This is a genomic window from Pedobacter sp. L105, from assembly GCF_009765875.1.
Classification (GTDB): Bacteria; Bacteroidota; Bacteroidia; order Sphingobacteriales; family Sphingobacteriaceae; genus Pedobacter.
In genome coordinates this window covers 599240-619275 of record NZ_LMUP01000014.1, presented here as the reverse complement: position 1 = coordinate 619275, position 20036 = coordinate 599240, and the positions used below count along the sequence as shown (strand labels likewise).

19 protein-coding genes are annotated in these 20036 nt (G+C 40.9%); 12 read left to right on the top strand and 7 right to left on the bottom strand.

What is annotated here, in order from left to right; genetic code table 11:
* The first annotated feature begins 46 nt into the window (after positions 1 to 46).
* Complete coding sequence (gene bla / locus GSQ84_RS25860; protein ID WP_158800251.1) at positions 47 to 952, top strand: subclass B3 metallo-beta-lactamase; 906 nt, start codon at positions 47 to 49, stop codon at positions 950 to 952.
* Positions 953 to 960: 8 nt separating this feature from the next.
* On the opposite strand, the gene GSQ84_RS25855 is transcribed toward bla, so the two are convergent.
* The gene (locus GSQ84_RS25855; RefSeq protein ID WP_158800250.1) at positions 961 to 1386 is read right to left on the bottom strand and encodes a hypothetical protein; all 426 of its coding nucleotides are present in this window, start codon (positions 1384 to 1386) and stop codon (positions 961 to 963) included.
* A gap of 5 nt (positions 1387 to 1391) precedes the next feature.
* On the bottom strand, positions 1392 to 1997 hold the full coding sequence (locus tag GSQ84_RS25850) for a hypothetical protein (RefSeq protein WP_158800249.1): 606 nt from the start codon (positions 1995 to 1997) through the stop codon (positions 1392 to 1394).
* 162 nt (positions 1998 to 2159) lie between these two features.
* Here GSQ84_RS25850 and GSQ84_RS25845 point away from each other — a divergent pair, with 162 nt between their 5' ends.
* The 4 genes from GSQ84_RS25845 to GSQ84_RS25830 all read left to right on the top strand — a co-directional run bounded on the left by GSQ84_RS25845 (position 2160) and on the right by GSQ84_RS25830 (position 6242).
* Positions 2160 to 3134 (top strand): Gfo/Idh/MocA family protein, encoded by a 975-nt coding sequence (locus GSQ84_RS25845; RefSeq protein ID WP_158800248.1) that lies wholly within the window; start codon positions 2160 to 2162, stop codon positions 3132 to 3134.
* A gap of 123 nt (positions 3135 to 3257) precedes the next feature.
* Entirely contained in the window at positions 3258 to 4394 is a 1137-nt protein-coding gene (locus GSQ84_RS25840) for a glycosyltransferase (protein ID WP_158800247.1), read from the top strand.
* A 50-nt stretch (positions 4395 to 4444) separates the two neighbouring features.
* Complete coding sequence (locus GSQ84_RS25835; RefSeq protein ID WP_158800246.1) at positions 4445 to 5377, top strand: AraC family transcriptional regulator; 933 nt, start codon at positions 4445 to 4447, stop codon at positions 5375 to 5377.
* 103 nt (positions 5378 to 5480) lie between these two features.
* On the top strand, positions 5481 to 6242 hold the full coding sequence (locus tag GSQ84_RS25830; protein WP_158800245.1) for an SDR family oxidoreductase: 762 nt from the start codon (positions 5481 to 5483) through the stop codon (positions 6240 to 6242).
* 90 nt (positions 6243 to 6332) lie between these two features.
* Here the strand turns inward: GSQ84_RS25830 and GSQ84_RS25825 are convergent, their stop codons facing one another.
* Both GSQ84_RS25825 and GSQ84_RS25820 read right to left on the bottom strand, forming a co-directional pair.
* Complete coding sequence (locus GSQ84_RS25825) at positions 6333 to 7247, bottom strand: AraC family transcriptional regulator (protein ID WP_158800244.1); 915 nt, start codon at positions 7245 to 7247, stop codon at positions 6333 to 6335.
* Positions 7248 to 7301: 54 nt separating this feature from the next.
* Positions 7302 to 8138, bottom strand: coding sequence for an SDR family oxidoreductase (locus GSQ84_RS25820; RefSeq protein ID WP_158800243.1), 837 nt, complete (start codon positions 8136 to 8138; stop codon positions 7302 to 7304).
* A 234-nt stretch (positions 8139 to 8372) separates the two neighbouring features.
* Between GSQ84_RS25820 and GSQ84_RS25815 the strand changes: the two genes are divergently transcribed.
* Positions 8373 to 10286 carry an ATP-dependent RecD-like DNA helicase gene (locus tag GSQ84_RS25815; RefSeq protein WP_158800242.1) on the top strand — a complete coding sequence of 638 codons (1914 nt, stop codon included), beginning with the start codon at positions 8373 to 8375 and terminating at the stop codon, positions 10284 to 10286.
* Positions 10287 to 10417: 131 nt separating this feature from the next.
* Here the strand turns inward: GSQ84_RS25815 and GSQ84_RS25810 are convergent, their stop codons facing one another.
* Positions 10418 to 11200 (bottom strand): DUF4142 domain-containing protein, encoded by a 783-nt coding sequence (locus GSQ84_RS25810; protein WP_158800241.1) that lies wholly within the window; start codon positions 11198 to 11200, stop codon positions 10418 to 10420.
* A 117-nt stretch (positions 11201 to 11317) separates the two neighbouring features.
* Between GSQ84_RS25810 and GSQ84_RS25805 the strand changes: the two genes are divergently transcribed.
* The 4 genes from GSQ84_RS25805 to GSQ84_RS25790 all read left to right on the top strand — a co-directional run bounded on the left by GSQ84_RS25805 (position 11318) and on the right by GSQ84_RS25790 (position 15400).
* On the top strand, positions 11318 to 11854 hold the full coding sequence (locus tag GSQ84_RS25805) for a pyridoxamine 5'-phosphate oxidase family protein (RefSeq protein ID WP_158800240.1): 537 nt from the start codon (positions 11318 to 11320) through the stop codon (positions 11852 to 11854).
* Positions 11855 to 11957: 103 nt separating this feature from the next.
* The gene (locus GSQ84_RS25800; RefSeq protein WP_158800239.1) at positions 11958 to 13691 is read left to right on the top strand and encodes a tetratricopeptide repeat protein; all 1734 of its coding nucleotides are present in this window, start codon (positions 11958 to 11960) and stop codon (positions 13689 to 13691) included.
* Positions 13691 to 14464 (top strand): LytTR family DNA-binding domain-containing protein, encoded by a 774-nt coding sequence (locus tag GSQ84_RS25795; RefSeq protein ID WP_158800238.1) that lies wholly within the window; start codon positions 13691 to 13693, stop codon positions 14462 to 14464. The genes GSQ84_RS25800 and GSQ84_RS25795 overlap by 1 nt, the downstream gene beginning before the upstream one ends.
* Positions 14465 to 14581: 117 nt before the next feature.
* Complete coding sequence (locus GSQ84_RS25790) at positions 14582 to 15400, top strand: hypothetical protein (protein ID WP_254070990.1); 819 nt, start codon at positions 14582 to 14584, stop codon at positions 15398 to 15400.
* A gap of 2 nt (positions 15401 to 15402) precedes the next feature.
* On the opposite strand, the gene GSQ84_RS28245 is transcribed toward GSQ84_RS25790, so the two are convergent.
* Entirely contained in the window at positions 15403 to 15525 is a 123-nt protein-coding gene (locus GSQ84_RS28245) for a hypothetical protein (RefSeq protein WP_256377551.1), read from the bottom strand.
* 146 nt (positions 15526 to 15671) lie between these two features.
* On the opposite strand from GSQ84_RS28245, the gene GSQ84_RS25785 reads away from it, so the two are divergent.
* Together GSQ84_RS25785 and GSQ84_RS25780 are read left to right on the top strand one after the other, a co-directional pair.
* A complete protein-coding gene (locus GSQ84_RS25785; protein WP_158800237.1) occupies positions 15672 to 16760 on the top strand; it encodes a sensor histidine kinase in 1089 nt (362 codons plus the stop codon).
* Positions 16760 to 17836 (top strand): histidine kinase, encoded by a 1077-nt coding sequence (locus tag GSQ84_RS25780; protein ID WP_158800236.1) that lies wholly within the window; start codon positions 16760 to 16762, stop codon positions 17834 to 17836. Before GSQ84_RS25785 ends, GSQ84_RS25780 begins: the two co-directional genes overlap by 1 nt.
* A gap of 75 nt (positions 17837 to 17911) precedes the next feature.
* Here the strand turns inward: GSQ84_RS25780 and GSQ84_RS25775 are convergent, their stop codons facing one another.
* Positions 17912 to 19972 carry a TlpA disulfide reductase family protein gene (locus GSQ84_RS25775; RefSeq protein ID WP_158800235.1) on the bottom strand — a complete coding sequence of 687 codons (2061 nt, stop codon included), beginning with the start codon at positions 19970 to 19972 and terminating at the stop codon, positions 17912 to 17914.
* Positions 19973 to 20036 lie beyond the last annotated feature (64 nt).

Below are 20036 nucleotides of genomic sequence, written 5' to 3'. Positions count from 1 at the left end.
CATAGCCAATTGCCCGGAATATATTACCTTACAGGCAATTTAAGCTATGTCAATATTTAAAAAATTACTCCAAATAACGCTACTCATTACGGGCCTGATGTTATGCTATTTCTGCTCATCGGCACAAAAGTTAATTTCCATTCCAACCCAGAAAGACTGGTCCAGAGAGGAAGAACCTTTTCGCATCGCAGGTAACCTGTATTATGTAGGTACCTACGACCTGGCCTGTTACCTGATCACTACGCCAAAAGGCAATATCCTGATCAACACAGGCCTTGCAGGTTCGGCACCTATGATCCGCAGGCATATCGAAAAACTGGGATTCAGATTCAGCGACACAAAGATATTACTGGCTACACATGCACATTTTGATCACGTGGGTGCCCTGGCGGAAATAAAGAAACAAACCGGAGCGAAAGTAATGATCAATGAAAAGGATGCACCCGTACTGGCAGATGGAGGCAATTCAGATTTCATATTTGGCGGCAAAGGAAGTTCTTTTGCACCGGTAAAGGCCGACCGTCTGCTGCATGAGCAGGATACGGTAAGGTTTGGCGGTATGCAGCTCATTGTATTACACCATCCCGGACATACCAAGGGAGCCTGTAGTTTTTTATTCGATGTTAAAGATGGACACCGCAGCTATCGCGTACTGATTGCCAATATGCCCAGCATCCTTGACGAAACGAAACTTGCAGGTATGCCCACCTATCCCAATGTAGGAAAAGACTACGCTTACACATTAAAAGCAATGAAAAAACTGCAATTTGATATTTGGCTGGCCTCTCACGCCAGTCAGTTCAACATGCACCATAAACATAAAGCTGGCGATCCCTATCATCCTGAGGTTTTTATGGACCGTGCCGGATATGATACTGCGATTAATGATTTACAAAAAGACTACCAGAAAAAGTTAGCTGAGCAACGAAATCAGTCAGGAAATAAATTATAAGGTGATCGTTAATCAGACATTAATTCATTAATCTGCTGTTCAACAACCGACTTTTTCCATTCAAGCTGATGCAGCTCTGCTGCATTAGCTTCTGCATTTTCAATAGCTTTTTGCCTGACTTCGTAATTCTGCTGTGTCTGACCAATATCCTGCTCCAGCTTCAGGTGTTGCTGAAGAACATCCATTTGGTGAACAAGCACAGTCAGCTGGTTATTTAATTCATCTATCCTGTTTGTCTTTTGCCTCTTTAATTCCTTCACCTGCTGTGCCTCCTGAGCTGCCCTTGAAGATTGAGCTGCTGCCAGCAAGTTCGCCTTACCCAATTGAGCGCACTGGTTGTAATTTGAGATCAATGATACCACAAGACCGCCAACAGCAACCATAGCCGTAACAATAGCTACATTCTTTTTCCACTTTGACTTTTTTACACCCAAATCTTTTAGCTATTTAATACTTCCAACTCCCTGTCTATGGCCTCTGCCCGGGTTATTAAATTGCTGATCTCTTCTTTAAGAATGGTAACAGCACTTTGACGCTTTTCAATTTCCCTGTTAAACTCTTCTATTTTATTCATACAGGTCTTTTTTTGCTCATCAAAATGCTGTAGCTGCGACCTTACCAGCTTTATCGTTACCTGGTTGGAGTCGAAAGCCCCGTAGCCTATCAGGATGATATGGGCTTTTAATAGGTTATCCCGTTCTTCCTCGGTAGCTTTTTTAATGTATTCCTGCAAAATATCTATTGGCTCTTTATCAAATTCATTGATGTAGGCTGTGGCTATTGGACTTTCTCTGATCACATGGTCTGCACTGTCTTTGATTGTATTACTGTAGGTATATTGATTATCCCTTTCCCTGGTTAAAGAATCTACACACTTTTTACAACTAATTACTTCATCCTGCTTGGTGCTGATGGATGCGGCAATAGTATTTTTTTCATCTGTTTTCTCAGCTATCTTTTTTCCGTCTTTGCAGGAACAGGAAAATAATTGCGTAATCAAAATAGCCACAGCTATCATAACCCTTTGCTTTTTTAAGATGTACATCAGTTTTATATTTTGGAAACGTGAAATTAGAACTTAAGAAGTAGGGTATCAATAGTCATATCTTGTCATATTTTACACCGGTTCAGGATATAAAAAGAAATTGTAGCAGCATAAATTCGTTGCATATTGATAAATTCGCTACGTCGATTAAATACAGGATTTATGCAGGATATCAAATGGGGAATAATTGGTTGCGGAGATGTAACTGAAGTCAAAAGCGGCCCGGCTTTTAATAAAGTACCTCACTCCTCCCTGATTGCAGTAATGCGCAGGGACGCAGTAAAAGCACAGGATTATGCCAGCAGACATGGTGTGCCAAAATGGTACAGCAATGCCGCCGACCTGATCAATGACCCTGAGATAAATGCTATTTATATTGCCACTCCTCCTTTACAGCATGAAGAATATACTTTACAAGCCCTGGCAGCAGGCAAACCCGTTTATGTAGAAAAACCCATGACCTTAAATGCCGCATCAGCAAAAAGAATGGCCGATGCAGCCATCCATTATGGGGTTAAGCTAACCGTGGCGCATTACCGGAGGGAACAGCCTATGTTCCTTAAAATTAAAGCGATGCTTGATGAACAGCTGATCGGTGACATCCGCTTTGTACAATTGCAAATGCTGCAGCCCAAAAGCACAGACCTGATCGCCAGTTCCGCAACCAACTGGAGAATAGATCCTGCCATTTCCGGAGGTGGTCTTTTTCACGACCTGGCGCCGCACCAGCTAGACCTGATGTTGTATTATTTTGGTGCGGTAAAACGTTCTTCAGGAATTGCCATTCACCAGGATGGCCTTCACACGGCAGACGATCTGGTAACCGGTCAGATCTTGTTTGACCAGGGTGTAGTTTTTAATGGTACCTGGTGTTTTACTGTTGCTGAAAGCAATCAGGCCGATAGCTGTGAGATTTACGGAGCCAAAGGAAAAATCAGTTTCCCCGTATTTGGCAGTAAGATAACCGTAACACTGGATGGAGCAGTTCAGGAATATCCATTTGAGCCGCTACAGCACGTACAGCAACCCATGATTGCTAAAGTGGTAGATTATTTCCTGGATAAAGGGCCAAATCCATGCAGTGCAGAAGATGCCCTTCAATCGATGCAGTTGTTAGATAGCTTCACGATATTTTAACGGTATTTAACGGATTTTATGGCACGATTTGCTTTTAGGTCATAAATTCGTTACAACTATTATCCCGGTTAATCTAACATTCTGCTGTTAATCTTGTTAGGCTTGTTCAACCAGGTGTAAAAGATGAAAACCATACTTATATTTCCACTCAATATTTTAGCACATTACCTTAGATGCCTGGTACTGGCCGACCAGTACGATAAAGAAGAGTATCATATCCTGTTCTTACATTCTTCAACCTATGATAAATATGTGAAAGAACGCGGTTACGGCCAGTTTTTCTGCGAACAGTTTGAACCTGAATATGTAATGAACTGTTCCCGGAATTTCGACTTTTCCTGGTTAAACAAGGCCGATCTGGAACGGATTATGGTAGCGCAGGCTGCAGTAATCGATCAGTACCAGGCTGATATTGTCATCGGAGACGTTACCCCTACCTTAAAAATGGCTGCAGAGCTGACTGACGTAAAATACATCTCCCTGGTGAATGGATACATGACTAAATATTATGCACTGCCCCGCAAGTTATCCAAAAACCACAGTAAGTATAAATTTTTAAATAAACTACCTGTTTCGGTATCGGATGGCATCACTGTTTTTGCAGAAACCTTTGTCTTTCGAAAGGTTCACCGCCCTTTTAAATATCTCAGGAATAAGTATTCATTGCAGCCAGTCACAGATTATCTTTCAGAAATTGAAGGAGATGAAAACATAATTTGCGATCAGGAACAGCTTTTTCCTCAGAAAGCACTTCCCAAAACCTACCGTTTTGTTGGTCCGTTAATCTATCATTCACTACAATCTGAAAGTTCCTGGCTTTCAAAAATCGATCAAAGTAAGCCGCTGATCTGCGTATGTATGGGCAGTACCGGCGACTGGAACAAGCTTCAGTTTTTAAACGATGCGTATTATGCCCGTTATACCATCATTACTGCCGGAGATACAGATCAGATACTGAATGCCCCGCATATCATTTCAAAGGATTTTGTCAATTTGAACCAGGTATTGGAAAGGGCAAGCCTAATGATCTGTCATGGGGGTAATGGTACCATCTATACCGGAATAGCCAACGGGGTTTTCATGCTCTGTCTTTCCAGCCATTTTGAGCAGGAATGGAATATCAGTGCCATTGAAAGAAAAGGTTATGGCAAATCTGCCGATGGGTTAGACGAACAGGGTTGGAAAACTGAGATACAAAAGGCTATTGAGTTGTCAGAGGTTTTATCTGCTGAAAACCCGGTTACCTACATTGCTGTTTAAATATCTAAATTCCATATAGGTTTGTTATATTTGAATTTTACAACACAGCTATGGGTATTATATCAGTAGAAGAGTTCTATGAGCAGATTGGGCAGCTCAGCGGGGATGAAGTGAATCAACTCCTCCCGGATGGTATCAACAAAGAGATCGGCCACTTTAATATTTTTAGTATTGCAGATATTGCTGCAAGGGCAAAAAAAAAGGGGGCCTTTATGGCTTATGACCGTCGTGCTTATTATAAGATCAGCCTGGTGAGGGGTAAAAATATTGCAGAGTATGCCGATAAGACGATCAATATTGATCACAATGCTTTGTTGTTTGCTACACCCAAAATCCCTTACAATTACGAACCACAGGATGATCAGCAGACTGGTTTTTTCTGCATTTTTACCTCGGAATTTTTATTGCCCAGTAAAAGCGGAGTAGTACTGGACGACCTGCCCTTGTTTCGTCCCGGAGGTTATCCTGTATTTCAATTAAAGGATGAAGAAGTGGAAGATATTAACCAGATCTTCAATAAGATGTATAAGGAATTATCTTCAGATTACGCCTATAAATATGACCTGATCCGTAACTACGTACTCGAGTTGATCCACTACGGACAAAAGCTGCAACCCGTAACTACACTGTATGCCACACATAATGCTTCCGCCAGGGTATCTTCTTTATTCGTTGAGCTATTAGAGCGCCAGTTTCCTATCAACTCACCACACCAAAAGCTGAGTTTGCGCACGGCCAAAGATTATGCCGACCGTTTAGCGGTACATGTGAACCACCTCAATAAAGTATTAAAGGAAAATACAGGAAAAACTACCACCAGCATTATCAGCAACAGGATTATCCAGGAGGCAAAGATCCTATTGAAACAGACCGACTGGAATATTTCTGAAATATCCTACTGCCTTGGTTTTGAACAGGTAGCACATTTTTCTAACTTTTTCAAAAAACAAACCTCATTTGCCCCCCTCTCTTTTAGGGATTAGCCCGATAGATTGAAATTCGCAAACATTGGATTGATGTTCGCAAACTTGCCGGTGGCATCTGCCCCCATCTTTGTATTACAATTCAACTCATAAATATTAAATCATGACAACAAATAAAATTGCATTGGTAACTGGCGGCAGCCGCGGACTTGGAAAAGATATGGCCTTAAACCTGGCAAAAAAAGGGATTGATGTGATCTTAACCTATCACAGTAAAAAAGATGAAGCCCTTGCCGTAGTAGCAGAAATAGAAAAAACAGGTCGGAAAGCAGCAGCTTTACAATTGAGCGCAGGTGAAGTGAAAACATTTGACGGGTTTTTTACTCAGTTAAGCACTGTATTGAAAAGCCACTTTGATGCCGATCATTTTGATTTTCTAATCAACAATGCCGGAGTAGGTTTAATGGCCCCCTTCGCAGAGTTTACAGAGGATCACTTTGATGAGCTGATGAATCTGCATTTTAAAGGCGTGTTCTTTTTAACGCAGAAAGCATTACCGCTGATCAATGACGGCGGACGCATTGTCAATATCTCCAGCGGCCTTGCCCGTTTCACTACACCTGGGGCATCAGCTTATGCCAGTATGAAAGGCGCCATAGAAACATTAACCATGTACCAGGCAAAAGAACTGGGAGCACGTGGTATTGCCGTGAACGTTGTGGCCCCTGGTGCCATTGCTACTGATTTTGGCGGCGGTGCAGTAAGAGACAATGAACACGTAAATGCACATATTGCCGGCATTACAGCACTAGGCCGTGTAGGTAAAGCAGAAGACATAGGGAGTGTTGTGGCTTTCTTATGTACTGATGACGCCAGATGGATCAATGCACAACGCATAGAAGTGTCAGGAGGAATGAACCTCTAGTCTGATCATCAATTAGAAAAAAGAAAGCCCTTCAGCATATACCGGTATGCTGAAGGGCTTTCTTTTACACAAGCATTCAATAAAAATCTTTTAATTGAATGAAGCCCTGAATTCCAGTGGGGATAAGTTTGTTTTATTTTTAAACAGCTTATTAAAGGACTGCGGATATCCATAACCCAGCTGATAGGCGATCTCACTAATAGACAGAGAGGTAGTGCTTAACAATTCCTTAGCTCTTTCCATTAACTTATCGGTGATATGCTGCTGCGCATTCCTGCCTGTAACAGACCTTAACATATCGCTTAGGTAGGTAGGTGAAATATGCAGCTGTGCCGAGATGTCCTGAACCGTGGGCAAACCCAATTCTTTCACTTTTCCTTTGTCAAAATAGTCTGACAAAATATCTTCCAGCTGGACCAGCAGATCGTTATTTACCTTTTTACGGGTAATAAACTGCCTGTTATAAAACCGGTTACAATAGTTGAGCAGCAGTTCAATCTGAGATACGATAATATCCTGACTATAATGATCGATCGGTTTATCATATTCCAGGCGGATATTTTTCATCGTGGTTTCTACCATTTCCTCCTCTTCCGGTGATAAATGTAAAGCTTCATTTACGGCATAAGAAAAGAAACCATATTCCTTTATCTTTTTCGACAGTGCGTAAGGTTGTATAAAATCAGGATGAATCAGCAACGACCAGCCAGAAAGTTTAATGGTTTCACTTAATTCAGCCGCAATCACTTGTTTAGGGGAAAGAAATACCATTACGCCCTCATCAAAGTCGTAATATTGCTGCCCATATTTCATCTTCCCAACAAAGCCTTTTTTAATGCTCACCGTATAAAAATTATACGATTTCAGCTTTAGCCGTTCGTCAGTATAGGATTTGATATCTCCATAATTCACCACACTGATCAGGGGATGTTTCGGTTTTTCCAGCCCCAATATTCGGTGGTGTTCGGAGATAGAGTTAATGAGATAAGGAGTTTCAGGTTTCATCTGCTGTAGCGTAAAAAACAGGAAGATGATTACTCTTCCTGTTTTACAATTATCTTAATCAAAGTTGGTAGACAGGGTAATTTCTTTATAAGCCTCAAATTCCGCTATATCCGCCGCCTTTTTGTCCGTGATCCATTTGTAACTATCCGGCCCCAATATTAAATGTACCGGTGGATTTTCGTTTTCCCCCAGCCTGATCACCTCCGTAACCAGCTTATCGGGATCTCCAGGCTGTGTTCCTGCCCTTACGCTCATTCCTTCCAGCGTTTTGTCGCTTCCGTATTCTTCAATACGGTGATCGCCGGAGCTCAGTGATCCCTCTTCCAGGAAATTGGTCCTGAAAGAACCCGGCAGCAGCACAGTGGCTTTTACACCAAAGGATTTTACTTCCAGGGCAAGCGCTTCGGTAATGCCAACAAGGGCAAACTTTGAAGCCGCATAACTACCTACATTTGCCAACGCTACATATCCACCGGCAGAAGAAATATTGATGATATGCCCTGATCTTTGTTTTCTCAAATAAGGCATTGCCGATCTGATTACGTTCACTGTTCCAAACAAGTTCACATCCAGTGCCTGGCGAAATTCTTTATCGGTTAGTTCTTCAAAACTGCCCACCAAAGCATAACCTGCATTGTTCACTATAACATCCAATTTTCCAAATTTATCTACTGTTTGTTTTACAGCTTCCTTCACGCTCTCATCAGAAGTAAGATCCACTTTAAGAGGTAAAAAATGTTCGGTAAATTCCGTAACCTTTGCAGTGAGGTCGGCTATATTTCTTGATGTAGCAGCTACTTTATATCCCTTAGATAGTAATGATTTCACTAAGGACAGTCCCATTCCTTTTGATGCCCCGGTAACAAACCAGACTTTCTTATTTTCTTCCATGATGTATTGTTTTATTAAATGATAACACAAAGCTAAGGTGAGCTGTCGGTTTAAAAGTATCCAAAGCCGGTATTGTTGTATCCGACTTGAGTTTCACTAGTATCAACACCCAAGTCCATTATTTGTGTGAATATAGGTTTTATATCAAAGGGTTGCGGATTCCTTTGATTTTTATGATCATGAATAGATTTCAACAATGGTTTTATCCCCATAAAAATCCTTTAAATTTGCGTTATGGGCAATGGCGGTACTGCAACTACAATTTTCGATAAGATCTTATCTTTTATTGACTATACCAATCAGAATATTTTTCTCACCGGAAAGGCCGGAACGGGAAAAACAACTTTATTGAGACAGATCAAAGAAAAGAGTTCCAAGAAAATGGTAGTCGTAGCCCCTACCGGTGTGGCTGCGATGAACGCCAAAGGCACTACCATTAACTCTTTTTTCCAACTGCCTACAGGTTCTTTTTTTCCGGGAGATATCAGTTTGGAGAATTTACAGTCGGGCATTGTATCTATCCAATCGGTGGTTTCAGACCTGAGTTACAACAGGGAAAAGCTCAGTCTGCTGCGGGAACTCAAACTGCTGGTGATCGATGAGGTTTCTATGGTGCGCTGTGACCTGATGGACGTTATCGATGCCATACTCCGTTCCGTAAGAAAAAACAATGAACCTTTTGGCGGTGTGCAACTATTACTCATCGGCGACCTGTACCAGCTCCCTCCGGTAGCTAAAAGAGAAGATTGGGCATTTTTAAGCAAAGCCTATGCTTCCCCTTATTTTTTTGAGGCCCATGTGATCCGCAGGAACCCGCTTCTGCAAATAGAACTGACTACCGTTTTCCGCCAGACAGAGCCGGAGTTTATCAATATTTTAAATTCGATCAGAAATAACCAGATCAGCACCGATGCACTAGCTCTGTTAAATGAAAGATATGATCCGCTTTTTAGTGCCTCGGATGAATTAAACCCAATTATCATTACCTCACATAATGCCGAAGCCAATGCGATCAACAAGCAGAAGCTGGATGAAATTCCCGGTACAGAATATACGTTTACCGGAGAGGTGAACGGAGAATTCAGGGAAGCAGGCATGATGGCAGAGCAGGTATTAAAATTGAAAGAAGGTGCGCAGATTATGTTCATTAAGAACGATACCGGAGAAGACCGCAAGTTCTACAACGGAAAGATCGGAAAAGTAAAGTCTATTATAAACGGAGAGATCTGCATTTCTTTTCCCGGGGAAGACGACCTGCAGCTGGAGAAATCTTCCTGGCAGTCTTTTGAGTATAAAACGGACCAGGATGAAGCCATCGTACAGCAGCAGGTAGGTGAATTTTCCCAATATCCGATTAAACTGGCCTGGGCAGTAACCATCCACAAAAGCCAGGGTTTAACTTTTGATAGTGCCATCATTGATGCAGGAAAGTCATTTATCGCCGGACAGGTTTATGTGGCTTTAAGCCGCGTGAGAACATTAAGCGGGCTTATCTTAAAATCAAAGATCAGTACAGAAAGTCTACGCTCTAACGCCGAAGTGATCAGTTACATGAAACCTGCGGATGAAGAGGAACTGGACAGCATACTGGTTGCCGAACAGGAGAAATATATCCTTCAGCTGGTGCTGGACCATTTTACATTGACCCGCATGCTCAGCGGACTGGAGGTTATTGTTTCCCATCCTGAAGTGGTGAAGCTTAACCTGCCGGAATATAAGTCCTTATTTACCCAGCTCAACAAGTCGGTTACAGACCTGATCACTTTGGCCGACCGTTTCCAGATGCAGGTGAAAAAATTACATAAAGAAAGTGGTTTCAAAGAACAGCAGGCATTGCAGGACAGGATAGATTCTGCTTTGGTTTACTTTAAAAAGGAAATCACCATGCTGCTGTTAAATCCGCTGAATAAAAACATCAGGGTTAAACCCAAAAATAAGGTACAGCAACAGGTACAAAGTTTGTTTATCAAATACAGGCAGGTGATCGAAAACAGGATTACCCTGATGCACTTTGCTGCAGAACTACTGAAAGAGCCGGTTAAAGTTGGAGATTACAGATCATGGATCAGCAAACATCAGTTGCCGGTAAGCACCAAACCAGATACGGCTTCAGGAAACCAGGAATCTGTTACGTTGCAATTGTTTTAACGTATAACCTTTTAAAAGAGCAAATTACTACAGGATTACTGAAGGAAATCGTATCATCTTTATACAGGTCTTAAATCAACCCCATGTAGCCGAGATTACCTCATTATACCAATGAAAAATCAATAACACGCTTATTTGGTGCTCAAAGACGGTGCATTTTTTACACGCGATTTGAGTACCGGCAAATATTTTTTCACATAGGCTTTAATCGCCTTATCGCCATCGCTTGACCCCTGCTGGAAAAAATTCACTGCATCCTGAGCATCACTCGTGATAAGTGAAACATAAGTTTTATCGAACTGGTCGTCAGGAATATGTGTCAGCTTACTGATCTTTTCATTCAGGTTTAAGGGAGAAGAAGGATTATGGCCTCTCCATGGAGAATTAGCAGCGGCAACAGTAGAAGGATCTACCTCTGGCAACTTTACATTTTTTGAGGCAGCGAGGGATTCCAGGTCGGTTGCTGCTATTGTATGATCTTTGATAATCGTGGATGCATAATTTTTAACGGCTTCATTTTTAGTCCTGGACAAAGCGATCTGACTCAGCGCTTCCTCAGTTCTTCCATTGAGTGCTGTTTCAACAATGAACCATTGAATAAAATCTTTATTGGCAACGGATTTGGATTTCTTCGCTACAATCCTGGTACCATCAGGCATATATCCCGGGTCGGGACTTGGCCCTGTAGTATTGGGTGTTCCTTCAATTGGTGTGGACCCCTGAATGGCACCGTATCTAAATGTTCCTGCTGTATTGGAACTGCCTACCAGATCAAGGTCTTCTTTTAAACTATCATTCCCCGCATTTTGATCTACAACTGTTGTACTATTTCCGCCTGTATTAATTAATGTGGCACAGGACTGTATAATTAATGCCAGAGCTGACAGCATCATTATATATTTTAACTTTCTCATGATTTGGGTTTGATATGAGATCCTTTATCAAACACCGTGCTAGATTGAAGCTTTTTTGCCGAATATTTAAACAAAAATACAGGCGGATTGTAGTGTTAATTCAAAAACCAAAAACCTATGAATAGCATCAATCAAAATCAGGAAGAACAAAATCACCAGGACCTGGACAATATATCGGCCATTAAAAAAATCAAAGAGCTGGCTGGTATCGCAAATACTTGTTTTTTCTCCACTCAGGCATCATCCGGCCCTTCCAGAGGCACAAGACCAATGAGCATACAACAGGTAGATGATCAGGGAAACCTTTGGTTCCTTGTTGCCAACGACAGCCATACTTATGAAGATGTACAGTCCAATAACGAAGTAAAATTATACTTCCAGGGATCTGCACATTCAGACTTTCTTTATTTGGAAGGTGAAGCCACACTGTCAGCAGATCCGGCAAAGATTAAAGAATTATGGCAGCCCATTTTAAAGACCTGGTTTACCGAAGGCGAAAACGACCCGCGTATCGCTGTGATACAGGTAAGCCCTTTTGACGGCTACTATTGGGATAACAAACATGGAAATGCCATTGCAGGGATAAAAATGCTGGTTGGGGCCGTAATTGGCAAAACCCTTGATGATTCTATTGAAGGCGACCTTACGGTATAATAAAATCATTGCCCACCAGGAGATAAATAAAACCATTGATCATCAGAATCAGATTTTGATGATCAATGATTTTAGATTAAGTTTGAGTTACATAACAACAAAAATGTTCTCAAAGATTATACAATTTGTCTTTCTCCTATTGATCTGTTCTTCGCTCAGCGCACAACCTAAAAGTGCTGTGCCGGCAGAATCCCCCGAGCTTATAACTATAGATAGTCTTCTAAAGGCTAAGGATTTTGAAACCGCCACCGCTAGGCTTAATGGGATCATTCTAAAAGGCAGGTCCTCACACAATAAGCCCCTTCTGGTAAAAGCATATAGCAGACTGGGAAACATACTGTTAACCCAGAGAAATTTTGATCAGGCTCTGAAGCAGTATTTTATTGCGCTTGACTATTTAGATACAAAAACCCCTCCCCTTGAACTCAGCAGGATTTACACCAATATAGGCAGCCTGTATGCGATCATAAAAGACCTCCCTAAAGGTAAAGCCTATTTTTTAAAAGCTTTGGCAATCAATACCACTGAAAACCCCGACCGGTTAAAAACCCTGTCCAACCTCACAGGCATATATGCAGAACTCGGCGAAAAACAACAGGCGCTGAATAGTTTTACCACAGCACTTCAACTGGCCCAAAAGCTGCATAACCTGCCCATTGAGGCCATCCTGCAAACCAACCTGGGCAATTATTTTATCAAAGAAAAAGAATGGGAAAAAGCAATCGCAGCCTGCAGGAAAAGCCTGGCCTTGCGTGAGCAACTGAAGCAGCCCCTATCTGTGATCACCTTAAACAACCTTGGTTATGCCCTTACCCATACCGGTCAGGTCAAAGAAGGAATAGCCAATTTCCAGGCGGCAATTCCCGCAGCCAATGCCCTGGAGAAAAAACAGCTCTATTTTAACTTGTACAATGCCAGCAAATCCCTGGGAAATCTGCCTGCGGCTTTAAAAGAATTAGAGTTGTACAATACGATCAGTGATTCCCTGAGCAGATTAAATTACGATCAGAAAGTTGCTTCGCTATCTGCTGCCTATGAAACTGATAAAAAACAGGTCCATATTAATGTGCTGGAAAAAGTAACTGCTTTTCAGCAACAGCAGCTGCGCCAGCAAACTTACCTGGCCATCGCCGCTGCCCTGATCCTGGTATTGACTGCTATCCTGATCTTTATGCGTGTTAAGAATTACAATGTAAAAGAAGCTTTCGAAAAATCGCAGATCAAACGTCAGCTGCTACTGCTTCAGCTTAACCCCCATTTCATCTTCAATGCTTTACAAAGCGTACAGCAATTCATTTATCATCGTGACCAGGAACATTCCCTGGAATATTTAAACAGCTTCAGCAGGCTGATCCGTTTGATACTGGAAAATTCTGATAAAGACATGATCCCTCTGGATGAGGAAATTGAGATACTCGAACATTACCTTCACCTGCAACAGTTGGGGAATACGCCCAATTTTAACTATCAAATAGAAGTTGCGCAACACATAGAAACAGAAACCGTTGAAATCCCTGCCATGCTGATGCAGCCTTTTGTAGAAAATGCTGTTATGCATGGCGTTAAAGACCATCCCGATGGAAAGATCCTGATCCGGTTTGAGCAGGATGCCGGTGTACTGCACGTGTTGATCAAAGACAATGGTAAGGGTTATGGAAAAATCAGCAACCAATCGGGTAATAGCCTTCACCGCTCTATGGGAATGGATATCATGAACCAGCGCATCATCGAATTTAACAAAGCGCAAAATAAAGCCATTCAATTGTCCGTTACCCATCAGCATACCGCAGATCCGGTTTATACCGGTACTGTTGTGCATCTTCAATTTAAGATCTGATGATACATTCCCCGACCAGCATGTTCTCCTGTCTTTTACTGGAAGATGACCCCAAGGCATTAGAGCTGATGAAAGACATTTTATCAAGGGCTTATCCCAGCTTAAAAGTCCATTCCTGTAAGAACCTTTCAGAGGCTGACGATTCTTATGCCCTGCACCGGCAAAAGCTGCTGATCCTGGATGTAAACCTGCCTGACGGAAATAGTTTACACTGGCTAAAAAAGATCAGCGAAGATGCGGCAGCCAGTTTTAGCGTAATCTTTATCACCGCTTTTGCAGATTATGCTGTGGAGGCATTTAAATTCAGTGCGCTCGACTTTCTTCTGAAGCCCTATCTGCCAGCAGATCTGGTCAAGGCACTGAATAAAGCAGTTCAGAATTTTAGCAACCAGCGTTACCATCAGCAGCTGGAAATATTTTTCCATAATTATGACCACCAGGCTAAGGAAGACAAGAAAATTGTATTAAAAACAGTAGAAGATATATTTGTGGTGCCGGTAGATGATATCCTGGTTGCTGAAGCTGATAACAGCTATACCCTCTTCATTTTAAAAACCGGCCAGCGCATCCTGGTTTCCCAGTCGCTGAAAGAATTTGACCAGCAGTTAAGTCCCTTGGGCTTTCTCAGAGTTCACCAATCTTTTCTGATAAACCTGAAATACATTAAAACGTTTAAGAAAAAAAGCAATCTGCTGCTGCTTGAAGGAGAACTCCAGGTTCCCGTTTCTCAACATAAAAAGATCAGGCTGATGGATTACCTGAATAGCTTATAGCTCAGATCGCATTAAATTCAAGACAGATAGGGTCAAATACTAATCGGGTGCCCTAAAGCCCTTTTATTGAAGCTGTGCGCAGTAAATTTGAAAGAATTTATTAAACCGTAACAGATCATGAGACACCGTTTTTTTATCACCAGCTTAATATTTTGCTTTGCGCTTGGCATCCCCTCTACCCAGGCGCAGTTCTTAAAGAAGATGCAGCAAAAACTGCAGGATAAGGTCGACAAAAAAGTGGACGATACCATGAACGGTAACAAGGACACCAAAAACACCGACGGCAATAACAGCACTTCAGCTAAACTTCCCCACATAGAAGAAGTGTATTCTTTTACCCCCGGAAATACCGTTATTTTCTCGGATAATTTCTCAACCGAAACCAGCGGTCGTATGCCCAAACACTGGAAATCAAGTGGCGGCGGCAGTATAAATACTGTTTCCGATATACCCGGCAAATGGCTTGCACTGGCACCAAAAACCACGTACAGAATAAATAACCTGCTGCCCATGCCCGGCAATTTTACTGTTGAATTTGATATCGTAACCCGAAGTATGGCCGCAAAGGATATTGGTGCAATGTTATTTGGATTTGGCAGTGACAACTCTAACAGGGAATACGTTACCGATGCCTATAATGAAAATGCAATAACCGCTACCCAGCTTCATTTTTGGAATAAGGAAGTGACCAATTCCAGCAGTGCAACCAAAATAAACAATCCGCTGTCATTCCCGCTGAACAATTATGCCAATGGACTCTTACATGTAGCCATAGCTGTAGAAGGTGAAAATATGCGTGTGTATATCAATAAATCAAAACTGGTAGATACCCGCATGTTCAATAAGGATACACTGAAGTATTTTTACATCAGTGCCCCTTATAGCTATGATGCAGATGCGATGGTCTACTTTAGCAATTTTGTTATTGCGAAATAACGTTAAAATTGTGCTTTGGAAACCCCGCCATCCGCCAGATATAGATTATCGATTCCAGGTGCTGTTAAGGCATAATTGACCATAAATGATACGGTTCCGCACCCTTCAATTTTAGCAGGTAACATGCTGCAAATAGAGGTCAGGCTAATTGGAATTGAATGAACCACACCAGATTTTCCCTTTTCATTTTTTCTTTATTTTATTAGTTGCAGGGGTTATCGGTATAGTATTTCTATTATATTTGTTCAACAGCCATTAACAGCCAGAAAATTTGAACGGATCTCAACTCAATACACAAATTAAAGCGATATTTAAAGGTTATGGATGGGTTCTTCATACGGCTTACTGGTCGATCGTCCTGATTTTATATTACAGCAGTGTACAAAGCCTAAGCAAAGCAGGATTATATCCACCTAATTTTTTGGTATATTCTTATGCCGTACGGTTATCCTGTCTATTTTTCCTTTGTTATTCATTTTTACTATTTTTAATCCCCCTTTACAAATCAGCTAACCAATTTTATTTCTGGCTGACCCTAATTGGACTCGTTATATTCTGGGACCTGGCCCATATTTCCCTGGTTGCACTTATTGCCCATAACTTCCCTTCCATACACCGTCAGCCCGACGGTACTTTTTACGGAATAATGAAAAACCAGGGTTTTATGTTCGCCTGTTTTTTCGCCTTTTTTATTGCTTTTTATTACTTCCAGGATATATTTATCCGCCAACGTGAGCTGCAAATGCTGATCAAGTTTAAAACAGAAAAAATAGCACTCGAAAGCAGTTTCCTAAAGTCTCAGATTAATCCTCATTTCCTGTTTAATACCCTGAATAACATTTATGCCCTTAGCCTGAAGAAATCAAAACAAACCCCGGTGATTATAGAACGACTGGAATCTTTGCTGCATTACATGTTATACGAATGCAAGGCAGATCTTGTTCCCCTGGCCGATGAATTTACTTTCACCAATAGTTATATCGATCTGGAAAAACTAAGGCACCGTGAAGAACAATGTGTGGTGACAGTGGCGATAAAGGGTGAAGTTGGCAATCAGCATATTGCCCCCCTGCTCCTGATCAATTTTCTGGAAAATGCTTTTAAGCATGGCACTAAAACTACTTATGGTAATTCATGGATCGATATGAAGGTGACTGTCTATCAGCAGTCGCTGCATTTTGAACTGCAAAACAGTAAACCATTGTTGACATCGGTTCTGCAGCCTAATATTGAATATAATGGGGGCATTGGATTGAAAAATGTAAGGCGGCGCCTGGAAATTCTGTATCCCGGTAAACATAAATTGGTGATCACAGATCAAAAAGACAGGTTTGGAGTAGATTTAAGGGTTAATTTTTAATGATGAATTCGTTTATACAACAGGAAATTAATAAAAGGACCAGGTGGGTTTATTTTTCGAATTACCGCTGGATAGCACATGTGGCCTATTGGACTTGGGTACTGGTTATAGGTACGCTCACCCGCGTGGCAGTACCCATAACACCTGGAGTGCTCCTGAACCATTTTGTGATGTCCAATATTTTCATATTCATATTCTATTACCTGTACTGTCTTTTTCTAATCCCCTATTTTTTTAAGAGAAACAAAAACCTGCAGTTCTGGATTTTACTGACCGTTTCTTTCCTTGTACTTACAATAAGTAATGTATATTTTGATAAACGATATCTACGCTTATCAGAATATGCGGGGGAAGGTATGGACATGGGCTTCTGGAAAAATTACCTGCGTATAGTTTCAGGTTATGTTTTCAATTTTCTCTTTTTTACGATGCTGCTTTTCTTTATGGAGAAGAACGAGGAAAACAGCCTTTTTTCTGAGTTAGAAGAGGAAAAAAAAGAAATAGAATTGGTAAAACTCGATTTATTGAAAACAAATATCAGCCCTGATTTCATTCTACGTTCCCTCAAACAACTAAAAAAAACAGCTGCTGATGAGCAGCCCTATACACCACAATCTATCATTACTTTTTCTGAATTGCTGCGTTACCGCTTATATCGTGGTAAACAAACGCAAACACCTTTGCAGGAAGAAATTGCGGCCTTGCAAACATTTATTGAATTTATCACTTTTAACAGCCAGAACAATAACCTGATTGCAGAACTGGAGATCAGCGGAGACGTAAAAGACAAATTTGTTGTTCCTCTGGTGTTGGTGAACATATTGGAGATTTTCTGTAAGGTTATTCCTGAAAACCCTGCTCAACTGAGCCTGAAGTTACTGATCAAAGAAGATCTATTGATGATGACCATCATTTACGATAAAAAAGCGGAAGGACAGCTGTTTGCCGACCTTGAACAGTATGGAACCGATTACAGCTTGCTTTACGGGGAGATGATCGATTTCACATTCGACAATTGCGAAGACGAAACCTGCAGGATTGAGATGAAAATGAAGCTGTTATCGGGCAAGGCCTAGTTAAAAAATGTTAAGCTTTTATCAGTCGTTAGCAAGCTGAAACGTGCCTGGTAAAGACCACTAATGTTTTGATCTTTAGCTGGATGCCAATGAGATCATCGTGTCAATTTCTCTGACAATTTCATCATCATTGTCGGATGCACCAGTCATTTTAAACCTGATATTTCCCTTACCGTCAATGATAATTTTGGTAGGGATGGCGGTTACCTTATACTGATCAGCCACATCAAAATCAGTTGCGTCCCTTTTGTTCTGTGTATCCAGTAGTACATTAAAAGAATATTTCGTGGTATTTAAATAATCCTTAACTGCCTTTTCCCGTAGGGCATCACGCTCAAAAGTGTCAATAAATAAAAAAACAATGTTAGGGTTGTCCTTGTACTTGTTCACTGCATTTTGCATTCCCGGAAAGGATGCTTTACAAGGCCCGCACCAGGTAGCCCAATAATCAAGAATAACGATCTTACCTTTGTAATCTGACAAACTGATTTTTTGGCCTTTTAAATTCACTAAAGTAAAAGCGGGTGCTGGAATATTGACCATTTTATTACGCCATACTTCCTTCTCGTGCACAGCACCGGCAGATTCCAGTCTAGACAAATACTCATTGTAGTTTCCTTTCTTACCCAGTTTGGCATATAATATTTTTAAATCGTTTCTGGTAGAATCTGTACTACCACCATTTTTAATTATCATTTCATCTTCAGCTAAGGCTTTTTCCAGCTGATCAGCTTTTTCTAAATAATCGTGATAACTCCTATGCATATCTATGTCTGCATTTTTAGTTAAAGCGAATGCTTGTTCTTCATAAGCTACAGCTTCTTTATATCTCCCCAACTTATAAAGTGAAAACGCATAGTTACCCGCATATGTAGCATGATAATTATTTAGTTTTTCCATATACCTATCGGAAGTATAATAATTTGGCGTAGCTTCGCTTTTAGCCGCAACAATCAAATCAATTGATTTTTTAGAGATTTCTGCAGCATAGGCAGTATCTTCATTTTTATCTAACAGTATCGAGGCGAAAGAGTTATAAGTACTTGCCTGTGTAAGTTGATCAGTGATTCTGCTGGCGTAAAACTCAAATTTTTCTGTGTTTCTATCTTTAGCATAAAGGTCAGCAAGCCTGGGATATAGGTGAACGATGTGACGTTCATCAGCCTTATTATTTTCATCCAACTTAAATTTAGCGATCAATGTATTCAGTTTCCCTTCAAATATGGCCGCGTTCTTTTCAAAATTGAGTGAATCCTCCGCCATAGCAAGAGCCAGGCGGCCTGTAGGATAATATTTAAATATTCTGCTTTTTTCAGCATCTGCTGAATCCTTTTCCCCTACCATATGATATAAATTAAAGACCGTAGTCATATCCTTTTCACTTACCGCCTTATCCTTAATTATATACTCATTGTGGGCATTTAGTCCATTACTTTCACCAATTTTTTCTGAAATCGCCAGGGATGCACCTTTGTCGTTTGTCGGATTGTCGTTTGTGATCCGCTTTATAAGTGCTGGTTTACCTGCCGGACTACCGCCCGGGATCTGCTCAATGTATTCAGAAATTAACTTAATTCCTGCTGTTTTGTCCAGCCTGTGACTCATTAGTAAATAATCGTAAAGCATCTCTTTTTTTAACGCCGGATCTAAAATAAATGCCTGTTCATAATCTGCTAATCCCTTTTCAAGGTCTGGTTTTGTTCCGAAAGTATATTCTCCAAATCTGGTTAGTAAATACCCCTCATTAGCATATGCGGAGGCATTTAATGTGCCATGATGATATAATTTGGTATAGTAGCTATGTGGGTTGCTGTCATTTAGACTATCCTTATAAAAGTAGAGCGCAATCAAACTTGTGCTATCTGTAGTAGGAACAGTCGCATTATAAAGTGCAGCACCTTTAACTAAGGAAATAATTAAAGTTTTTGGCGACCCCTCAACCCTTGGAGACTTTGAATCAAATAAAAAAACCTCACACTTAATGTTTTTGGTATTTTCCAATGCTGTTCCCTTCGGATCATAAGTAAAACTGACGTTTTTCCCGGCTTCTTGTTTCAGCTCTGAGAATTTAACTTGCTGGGCTTGTATGGTTACGGTTGAAACAAGCAGTATGGAGAGTAATTTTAAAGATTTCATAACGAATAATTCGTTTATAATACTATCAGTCAAAGAGATGTTAAACTATCAATTGTTGTCTGAT

Excerpts from the sequence above, each read along its gene's own strand:
- GSQ84_RS25790 (WP_254070990.1), top strand. The coding sequence starts at position 14,582 with ATGAGACACCGTTTTTTTATCACCAGCTTAATATTTTGCTTTGCGCTT.
- GSQ84_RS25835 (WP_158800246.1), top strand. The coding sequence starts at position 4,445 with ATGGGTATTATATCAGTAGAAGAGTTCTATGAGCAGATTGGGCAGCTC.
- GSQ84_RS28245 (WP_256377551.1), bottom strand. The coding sequence starts at position 15,525 with ATGTTACCTGCTAAAATTGAAGGGTGCGGAACCGTATCATTTATGGTC.
- GSQ84_RS25815 (WP_158800242.1), top strand. The coding sequence starts at position 8,373 with ATGGGCAATGGCGGTACTGCAACTACAATTTTCGATAAGATCTTATCT.
- GSQ84_RS25820 (WP_158800243.1), bottom strand. The coding sequence starts at position 8,138 with ATGGAAGAAAATAAGAAAGTCTGGTTTGTTACCGGGGCATCAAAAGGA.
- GSQ84_RS25780 (WP_158800236.1), top strand. The coding sequence starts at position 16,760 with ATGATGAATTCGTTTATACAACAGGAAATTAATAAAAGGACCAGGTGG.
- GSQ84_RS25795 (WP_158800238.1), top strand. The coding sequence starts at position 13,691 with ATGATACATTCCCCGACCAGCATGTTCTCCTGTCTTTTACTGGAAGAT.
- GSQ84_RS25830 (WP_158800245.1), top strand. The coding sequence starts at position 5,481 with ATGACAACAAATAAAATTGCATTGGTAACTGGCGGCAGCCGCGGACTT.
- GSQ84_RS25800 (WP_158800239.1), top strand. The coding sequence starts at position 11,958 with ATGTTCTCAAAGATTATACAATTTGTCTTTCTCCTATTGATCTGTTCT.
- GSQ84_RS25840 (WP_158800247.1), top strand. The coding sequence starts at position 3,258 with ATGAAAACCATACTTATATTTCCACTCAATATTTTAGCACATTACCTT.
- GSQ84_RS25845 (WP_158800248.1), top strand. The coding sequence starts at position 2,160 with ATGCAGGATATCAAATGGGGAATAATTGGTTGCGGAGATGTAACTGAA.
- bla (WP_158800251.1), top strand. The coding sequence starts at position 47 with ATGTCAATATTTAAAAAATTACTCCAAATAACGCTACTCATTACGGGC.
- GSQ84_RS25775 (WP_158800235.1), bottom strand. The coding sequence starts at position 19,972 with ATGAAATCTTTAAAATTACTCTCCATACTGCTTGTTTCAACCGTAACC.
- GSQ84_RS25810 (WP_158800241.1), bottom strand. The coding sequence starts at position 11,200 with ATGAGAAAGTTAAAATATATAATGATGCTGTCAGCTCTGGCATTAATT.
- GSQ84_RS25850 (WP_158800249.1), bottom strand. The coding sequence starts at position 1,997 with ATGTACATCTTAAAAAAGCAAAGGGTTATGATAGCTGTGGCTATTTTG.
- GSQ84_RS25805 (WP_158800240.1), top strand. The coding sequence starts at position 11,318 with ATGAATAGCATCAATCAAAATCAGGAAGAACAAAATCACCAGGACCTG.
- GSQ84_RS25825 (WP_158800244.1), bottom strand. The coding sequence starts at position 7,247 with ATGAAACCTGAAACTCCTTATCTCATTAACTCTATCTCCGAACACCAC.